6 protein-coding genes are annotated in these 8,479 nt (G+C 68.8%); all 6 read left to right on the top strand.

Features of this window, described 5'->3' with window-relative positions:
* Window positions 1-51: 51 nt before the first annotated feature.
* The 6 genes from SL103_RS06600 (at window position 52) to SL103_RS06575 (ending at window position 8,469) form a co-directional block, all read left to right on the top strand.
* Window positions 52-2,058: an SUKH-4 family immunity protein gene (locus SL103_RS06600; RefSeq protein WP_069567816.1), complete on the top strand. Its 2,007-nt coding sequence runs from the start codon at window positions 52-54 to the stop codon at window positions 2,056-2,058.
* A complete protein-coding gene (locus SL103_RS06595) occupies window positions 2,055-4,523 on the top strand; it encodes an SUKH-4 family immunity protein (protein ID WP_164492759.1) in 2,469 nt (822 codons plus the stop codon). Before SL103_RS06600 ends, SL103_RS06595 begins: the two co-directional genes overlap by 4 nt.
* A 109-nt stretch (window positions 4,524-4,632) precedes the next feature.
* Window positions 4,633-5,259, top strand: coding sequence for a hypothetical protein (locus tag SL103_RS06590; protein WP_069567814.1), 627 nt, complete (start codon window positions 4,633-4,635; stop codon window positions 5,257-5,259).
* Window positions 5,260-5,441: 182 nt separating this feature from the next.
* The gene (locus SL103_RS06585; protein WP_079145598.1) at window positions 5,442-6,707 is read left to right on the top strand and encodes an ABC transporter substrate-binding protein; all 1,266 of its coding nucleotides are present in this window, start codon (window positions 5,442-5,444) and stop codon (window positions 6,705-6,707) included.
* A complete protein-coding gene (locus SL103_RS06580; RefSeq protein ID WP_069567813.1) occupies window positions 6,704-7,627 on the top strand; it encodes a carbohydrate ABC transporter permease in 924 nt (307 codons plus the stop codon). The genes SL103_RS06585 and SL103_RS06580 overlap by 4 nt, the downstream gene beginning before the upstream one ends.
* 5 nt (window positions 7,628-7,632) lie before the next feature.
* Window positions 7,633-8,469: a carbohydrate ABC transporter permease gene (locus tag SL103_RS06575; protein ID WP_069567812.1), complete on the top strand. Its 837-nt coding sequence runs from the start codon at window positions 7,633-7,635 to the stop codon at window positions 8,467-8,469.
* Window positions 8,470-8,479: the final 10 nt, after the last annotated feature.

The raw sequence follows: 8,479 nt of genomic DNA, 5'->3' as shown, positions 1-8,479 counted from the left end.
GGCGCGTCGATTCTGCGCGAAGTCCACCGGCGCGTCGAAGGCGGCGTCCTCGTGGACGCCCAAGGGCTCACCGCCGAGGAGGTCCACAAGGAGGTCCTCGTCGCCCTCGGGGTGGACCTGTCCCCGGGCAGCCGGAGTCGCTGGCGGAGTTCCGTCCGGCAGCTCACCGAGCCCCGGCTGGTGTGTGTCGCCAATGCCCACAGGGCGGGCCGGACTCGGCGTTCATACGAACCGGAACGTCTCATCTCTCGCACCATCCCGGGACTGAACAGCGGCAATGTCACCGTGCTGGCGCACACCGCTCCGCGCGACCTCCCAGACCGGTCCGAGGTCGTCCTCCGACTGCCGGAGAGCGGCCCCTCAGAAGAACTGGAATCCTCGCTTATACGGGCACTGGCCCTGGCCGAGCCCCGCGACGTTCCGATGCGGATATGGGCTGAGCTGGCGAGCGCCCTGACCGGTGAACCGGTCGCCGAAACGCCACTCACCCAGCTTGTCGACGACCGTTCCGATCTGATCCAGCAGGGCCCGAACGGCGTGGCCTTCCTCGACGAGGGCGTAGCGGAACGGCTGCGGAAGGAGACACCCGCCGAGGAAATCGCGCGGGTCAGCCGGCACCTCGTCGACTGGCTCCAACGCACCGCACACGAATTCCGGCACCCCGAGGGATGGGCTCGCTCCGGCCCCGAAGGCAGGTACGCGGCGATCGGGCTCGCCGCCCACGCGGTCCAGGCCGAAGCCCTGGAAGAGCTGTTGCCACAGGGCGCATTGCTCGCCAACATTCCCCAAACCACCTTGATGGATGCCGCGTGCTGCGCCTTCGGAGGTCACGTAGCGGGAAATTCCGCCGCCGGTGACGGCATTCACCTCTGGTCATACGGCCTGGTCCCGCCCAGCCAGCCGGAATGGGCAGCCCTGATGCACCTCATGGCCACCGCACGGCAGGACACGGCATTTGCCTCCGCGGTCGCCGGATCAGGCGTCCAGCTCCCGTGGAAAACCACCTGGACCCACTGGCGGCCGCCCGGCGGCTACCACGTGAGCTACACCCGGCCGACGGTGCTGACCGCACTGGCCGAGGTGCGCTGGCACGGCCGCCCCGCTGTTGCGGGTCTCTGCGAACGCAAGAACCCCGACGCAGCGATCTGGGACGCCGCGACCGATGAGCTGCTCGCCGGCCCCTGGCAGGGAGACGACATCCCCGAGGGGCACCTGAATGCTCTCTCCTGGCCGTCCCCGGCCGACACCGGCTCCCCCGACGAGACCGGCTCACGCCCGGGACCGCGGACGTTCCACGATCTGTACAACGGCGTCCCCGAAGGCCGAGGGGCACACCGCACTTTGCTGGAGAGTCCCCCGCTACCCGTGGGCAATCTGGTGATCCTCGGTGGATCGGGCGGCCTCTTCGCGCTGGAACCACGCGCGGGAGAGAAGTTCTCCGGCTTCGGCTCCCGTGGGGTCGAGCCGCTCTCCGGTCCCTACGCCGCGGTCGGCCCGACCGCGCCGGTGGACGCCCCGCCGCCCGGCCCGGAAGATCTCATCCAGCTGTACGGCGAGGAGGAGATTTTCGAGCTCGACGAGGACGAACTGCCCGACGACCTCACGGACGAAGCAGCACGGCGCACGCTCCTCGAATTCGGCCTTCCCGACATGCGGGAACGCGGTATGGGCCTCTACCCGTACGGGGACTCCCGCTTCGACGTCATGGACGAGGTCTTCTGGCCCGACGACGTCCCCCCGGTCGAGGAGACCGGACCGTTCTTCCAGATCGGTTTCTGGATGGGCGGCGAACTGGTCGTCGACGGCCCCACCGGGCACGTGCTGCGCATTCCCACGGAACCCGACGAGGACCATCTCGCGGGCCTGCCCGCCGCATGCAGCGTCGAGAAATTCCTCACCATGGTGGGAATGTGGGTCACCGGTCTCCGCATCAAGGAGACCATCCACAACGACCTCGAAGCCTTCTTGCTGCCGCAATACGTGGCGCTCGCGCAAGCGTCCGTCGACAGCACCGGCGCCGAGGCCCCCGCCTGGGCGTACGCCTTCCACAACGAGTGACGCCGGCCTCTGCTGAGCGCTCGGATCGATCCGACGGGCCCGATCGCACCGTCCACCCCCTTGCCACTCTCCCTCTCCGCAGCCAGAGCCTGGTCACCGACCTGGATCGGGCACCGACGAAGGAAAGCTTCCGTCCTCCTGCTTGCCAACTCCCTGCGCGTGCTGAACTAGCCTTGGGACAAAACCCCAGCCCATATGGTCCATTCCGATCGCGAGAGGCAACAACAGGAAGCGGAATGACCAAGCGCGAGCGGATGGCCGGTGCGGTCGCTCCCCACGAGGTGATGCCTCTTGTCCTGCGCTGGTGGGACGAGTGGCGCACCGGGGACCCATGGGCGCATCTGGCCGATCCTTCGGGAGTTGCCGGTGCCGCGGTGCTGCGGGAGCTGCACCAGCAGATCGGGGGCAGCATCCTGGTGGATGCCTCGGGGTGCACCGCCGAGGAAGTCATGACCGAGGTGTTGCAGCAAGCCGGTATTGACGTGTCACCCGCCAACCGGTGGAACTGGCGCGCCGAGCTCGACCGACTGGGAGAGCCCCGGCTCGCCCTCATCGTGAATGCACACCGTGCCGGTCGCACCCGCAGCTCGTCCGAAGGGCGGCGTCTGGTGGCTCAGGTCACCGACCGCCTGAGCGGGGGCCCCGTGGGCGTGCTCGTCCACACGCTTCCTGAGGCGCTTCCGCCGCTCGCCGATGCCGTCTTCTCCCTCCATGACCGTGACGACGGCAGTGGCTCCTGGCCGACGCCGCTTCGTGCGCTGGCGCTCTCCCAGCCCCGGGAGGTGCCGATGCGCGTCTGGGCCGAACTCACGCACGCGCTCGGCAAGGAACCGGTGTCCGAAGGCGTACTCCACACCGTGCTGGAGGACTTCTCCGACCACCTGGTGTCCGGAACGCACGGAGTGTCCTTCGCCGACGAGGGCCTGGCGGAGGAACTGCGACGGAGCGCCGCGGACGACGAGATCAACCGCGTCGACCGGCACATGGCCGAGTGGCTGACAGCGATCTCATCCGAGTTCCGCCATGCCGAGGGATGGGCCGCATCGGGTCCGGAAGGTCGCTATGCGGCCTTCGGTTTGGCGATGCACGCTGCACAAACGACCCTCTTCGCGTCGGGACCGGCCGAGGAACCGAGTCCTGCCACCCCCTTCGGGGCTCTCCTCCAGGACGGCGGCGTACTCGCCCACATCCCGCAGACGACCCTGATGGACGCCGCACGATGCGCGTTCCTGGGTGACCTGCCGGGAGGCACCGCCGCCGGCGACGCCGTCCATCTCTGGTCCTACGGCGTGATCCCGTCCCGTCAGCCGGAGTGGGCCGCATGGCTGCACCTCATGGCCACGGCCCGCTCGGACCGCTCATTCGCCGCGGCCGTCGCCGACTCCGGTGTACGGCTGCCCTGGAAGACGAGGTGGTCGCATTGGCGCCCACCGGGTGGGTATCACTGGCGGTACCTCGAACCGGGTCCCGTCGACGGACTGACCGCAGTGTGCTGGCAGGGCCGTGCCGCCGTTGCCGGCCTGCACACCTGGACGTCCCGCGCCGACATCTGGGACGCGGTCACCGGCGAACACCTCGCCGGCCCCTGGCACGAGGAGATCCCGGAGGCTCACCACGCCGATCTGACCTGGCCGCAGACGGACGAGGCGGGGGCGGAGACGGAAGCGGAGGAGGACCGTTCGGGGCCGGAAACCGTTGAGGACCTCGAGGACGCCATGTCGGATGCGGAAGAGGTCCACGAGACGCTTCTCGCCGGTCCCCCGCTCTCCCTCAACGGCCAGCTGATTCTGGGTGGTTCGGGCGGCGTCTTCGCCATCGAAATCCCGGCGGAGGCAGCGTTCTCCGGTTTTCACTCACCGAACGTGGAACCCTTCTCCGGTCGTTACGCCTTCACCACGGCCACCGTTCCCGTCGACGCCTCCCCGCCCAGCCCCGCAGATCTGGTCCAGATGTTCGGGGCCCGTCGCCTCCACACCTTCCCGGCGCAGCTGCTGCCCGACGGCCTGACGCTCGAACCCACGCGCCGCACGCTCATGGAATACGGCCTGCCGGAAATGAGCGATGAAGACGGTATGGGTATTTATCCGCGCGGTGACCACCGAATGAGCATCTTCGACGAAGTCACCTGGCCATCGGACGTCGACCCCATCGAGGAGTCCGGCCCCTTCTTCCACATCGGTTTCTGGATGGGAGGCGAGCTCGTCATCGACGGCCCTACGGGACACGTGCTGCGGATTCCCACAGAGCCCGGAGAGGAACACCTCGCGGCCCTACCGGCGGCGCGCAGCCTGGAGAACTTCCTCACCATGGTCGGTCAATGGGTCACCGGCCACCTCATCAAGGAACTGATCGACCGCGATGACGAGGCACGTCTCGTGCCCGATTACGTACTCGCCGCCCACAAGCGCATCGATCCGATCGGAGCGGAGGCGCCGGCCTGGGCCTATGCCTTCCATTCGCCGTGACCGGGCGGTGCCTTCGACGTCCGCGACCGACCTCTGCTACATGGGCCGGGCTCCCATGAAGCCGGCCGTTTGATCTCCCGTTGTCAGTGGGGCGGTTCATCATGGCGGCATGACTGACAGCGCCGAGAGGATCAGGGAAGTCCTCGCCGACGACGACCAGGTCGCTGCCCACGCGCGGGCGAACACCGCCGCGCTGCTGGCCGAACTCGTCGACGGGGGGTGTGTGGAGCCGTGGGCGTATCTCGACGACGGCGAGGCGGATGACGAGTGGCCCGGTTGTCTTCAGTTCTCCTTCGAGTGTCCGCAGGGGTACGAGGGCGATCTCGTGATGCCGGGCGTGCCGCTCGCGGTGGTGAAGGAGGGGACCGCAGAGGGGCCTTGGGCGCTGGTGCACAACGGCGTTGCGTACGGGTGGGCCGATCTGGTGGAGGGGCTCTGTGCGTTCGACGCGGCCCGGCAGACCATCTGGGCCAATGTGCGGCGGCTGGTGGGGGCGCTCAACGAGCGGGGGCTTCCGCTGGGGGAGGCGGAGGTGAACGCTGATCCGGATGCGAGTGGCGATTCCTGGGTGACGCACCTGTTCACGGTGAACGGGCGGACGGTGCGGGTTTCGGTGCCGGACGTGGCGGTGGGGCCGGGGCTGGCCCAGGAGATGTATGTGGAGGGCTATCCCTGTGTCTGGGAGGCGGCGTTGGAGGCGATAGGCCGTGCGGCCGCGGGGGTGTCGGACAGCTGAGGGCTGTTGCGGCTGCCGGGGCGCGCGTCGGCCGTTTCGTGCAGATGCAATGCGGGCGTCACGGTCGTGCGGCAGAGTGGACGGTCGCGTGCGGGTGATCGACGATCACTTAACGAGACGCACCGGCACAGCGGCGGAACAGGGAAGTTACTGGCGGGCTACGAGCGCAGGGGGCGACGACCATGGCGGGGACGTTCGGCAGACGACGGTTGATGGCGGGCGGCGGCGGGGCCGTCCTCGGCGCGGCGCTGGCCACGGCCTGTGGGTCCAACACCGGGCGTGGGGACGGAGATTCGGGGGCCGGGCTCCGACAGTGGTACCACCAGTACGGGGAGCCGGGGACCGAGCGGGCCGTGAAGCGGTATGCCGCCGCGTACAAGAAGACCGAGGTCACCGTGCAGTGGCGGCCCGGGGACTACGACCGGCAGACCGCGGCCGCGCTGCTCACCGACTCCGGGCCCGATGTCTTCGAGGTCAACGGTCCGCTGCTGGACCAGATACAGGGCGGGCAGGTGGTCGATCTGACCGCCGAGATCGAGCCGGTGAAGGACGACTTCAACCAGGCCGTGCTGGCGCCGAAGACCTGGCAGGGGAAGGTCTGGGGCATTCCGCAGGTCATCGACATGCAGATGCTCTACTACCGCAAGAGCGCGCTGAAGGACGCCGGGGTGCAGCCGCCGCGGACGCTCGACGAGCTGGTGGACGCGGCGAAGGCGGTCAGCGGGAAGAAGAAGACCAAGGGCCTGTTCCTGGGGAATGACGGCGGGGTGGGGGTGCTCAGCGGTACGCCGCTGTTCGCCGCCGGGCTGAGCCTGATCAGCGAGGAGGGGAAGGTCGGGTTCGACGATCCGGCCGCGGCACGGGCGCTGGGGAAGATCCGGCAGCTGTACGCGGACAAGTCGCTGCTGCTGGGCGCCCCTACGGACTGGTCCGATCCGTCGGCGCTCGTCCAGGGGCTGACCGCGATGCAGTGGTCGGGGCTGTGGGCGCTGCCGCAGATCAAGAAGGCGTTGGGGGACGACTTCGGAGTGCTGCCGTTCCCCGGGGACGGGAGCGGCGGCAAGCCCGCCGTTCCGGTGGGGGCGTACGGCTCCGCGGTCAGTGCGCGTAGCAAGCACACCGCGCAGGCGAAAGCCTTCGCCAAGTGGCTGTGGGTGGAACGCACCGATTTCCAGCGTGACTTCGCGCTGTCGTACGGCTTCCACATCCCGGCGCGGATCTCGCTCGCCAAGCAGGCCGAGCAGCTGCGGGAGGGCGCGGCGGCCGACGCGGTGCGGTTCGCGACGGAGTACGGGCACGCGGAGCCGCTGCTGTGGACCGCGGCGAGCCGCACGGCGTATCAGGACGCGCTGAGCCGGATCATCAAGGACGGCGCCCACCCGGAGGGCGAGCTGAAGGGCGTGGTGCGGAAGGTCAGTGCCGAGCTTCAGCGGGTCAAGAAGAAATGAGCACCGGGGTGCTGGGGCCACAGCGGCGGAATCTGTGGTTCTGGGTGTTCGTCGGGCCGTTCGCCCTGGGGCTGGGGCTGTTCACGTACGTGCCGTTGGTCTGGAGCCTCTACCTCAGCTTCTTCGACGCGCACAACACGGTGAGCCCGGACGCCTCGGACTTCGTCGGCCTGGGCAACTACGGCGCGATGCTCAGCGACGGCGCGTTCCTGGCCAGCCTGGGGACGTTCGTGCTGTTCACGGCGTTCATCGTGCCGGCGACCTATGTGCTCGCGCTCGCCCTGGCGCTGATGGTCAACCGGCTGCGCGTCGCCCAGGCGTTCTTCCGCTCGGTCTTCTTCCTGCCGACGGCGTGCTCGTACGTCGTCGCGGCGGTGATCTGGAAGCTGTCGATCTTCAACGGGGTGCGGTTCGGGCTGGCCAACACCGTGCTGGGGTGGTTCGGCGCGGACCAGACCGCCTGGCTGTCGACGACCCATCCACCCTGGTACTGGCTGGTCATCGTGACCGTACGGCTGTGGCTGCAGGCGGGGTTCTACATGATCCTCTTCCTGGCGGGGCTGCAGCGGATCTCACCGCAGCTGTACGAGGCGGCGGCGGTGGACGGGGCCCGGCCGGGCTGGCAGACCTTCCGGCACATCACCTTTCCGCAGCTGCGGGCCACCTCGGTCGCCGTGGTGCTGCTGTTGGTGATCAACGCGTTCCAGGCGTTCGACGAGTTCTACAACCTGCTGAGTGACGCGCGCGGGTATCCGCCGTACGCCCGGCCGCCGTTGGTCTACCTGTACTACACGGCGCTGGGCCAGGATCAGAACCTCGGGCTGGGCAGCGCCGGTGCGGTGATCCTGGCGTTGATCATCGCGGTGGCGACGGTGGTGCAGGCCCGGTGGTTCGGGCTCGGCCGCAAGGGGGAGGACTGAGCGCGATGCAGGATGCGCTGACGAGGGCGGGGCGGGCGCTGCGCGTGGTGCTGCTGGTCGCCCTGGCGCTGCTGTTCCTGGTGCCGTTCTATCTGCTGGTGCGCAACGGGCTCGCCGGCGAACGGGACATCACGGCACCGGACTGGACGTTCTTCCCGCACGAGCTCCGGTGGTCGAACCTGACCGAGGTCTTCCGGGACCCGAACCTCCCCCTGGGGCGGGCGCTGCTCAACTCCACGCTGATCGCGGTGTCGACGACGGCCGGCACGGTCGTGCTGGCCTCGCTCGCCGGGTACGGACTCGCCAGGATTCCGTACCGGCACGCCAACGTCGTCTTCTACGCGATCCTGGGGACGCTGATGGTGCCGGCGGCCGTGACGTTCGTGCCGAGCTTCGTGCTGGTGTCGACGCTGGGGTGGATCTCGACCCTGCGCGGGCTGATCATTCCGACGCTGTTCAGCGCGTTCGCCTGCTTCATCTTCCGGCAGTACTTCCTGGGCTTCCCCCGGGAGCTGGAGGACGCCGCCCGGGTCGACGGCCTCGGCTACTGGCGGACGTACTGGAAGATCGTGGTCCCGAACTCCCGGCCGGTGTTCGCCGCCGTCGGCACCATCGTGTTCATCGGGGCCTGGAACGCCTTCCTGTGGCCGCTGGTGATCGGGCAGGACCAGGAGTCCTGGACGGTGCAGGTCGCGCTGTCCACGTTCACCACCGCGCAGAGCCTCAACCTGCATGAGCTGTTCGTGGCCGCGGCGGTCTCGATCGCCCCGCTGGTGGTGGTCTTCCTGCTGCTCCAGCGGTACATCGTCGCGGGCGTGGAGCGCAGCGGGATCGACGACTGAGGCGGACCGG

It is taken from the genome of Streptomyces lydicus (genome assembly GCF_001729485.1).
GTDB classification, from domain to species: domain Bacteria; phylum Actinomycetota; class Actinomycetes; order Streptomycetales; family Streptomycetaceae; genus Streptomyces; species Streptomyces lydicus_D.
This window is presented reverse-complemented; position numbering and strand designations above follow the sequence as displayed.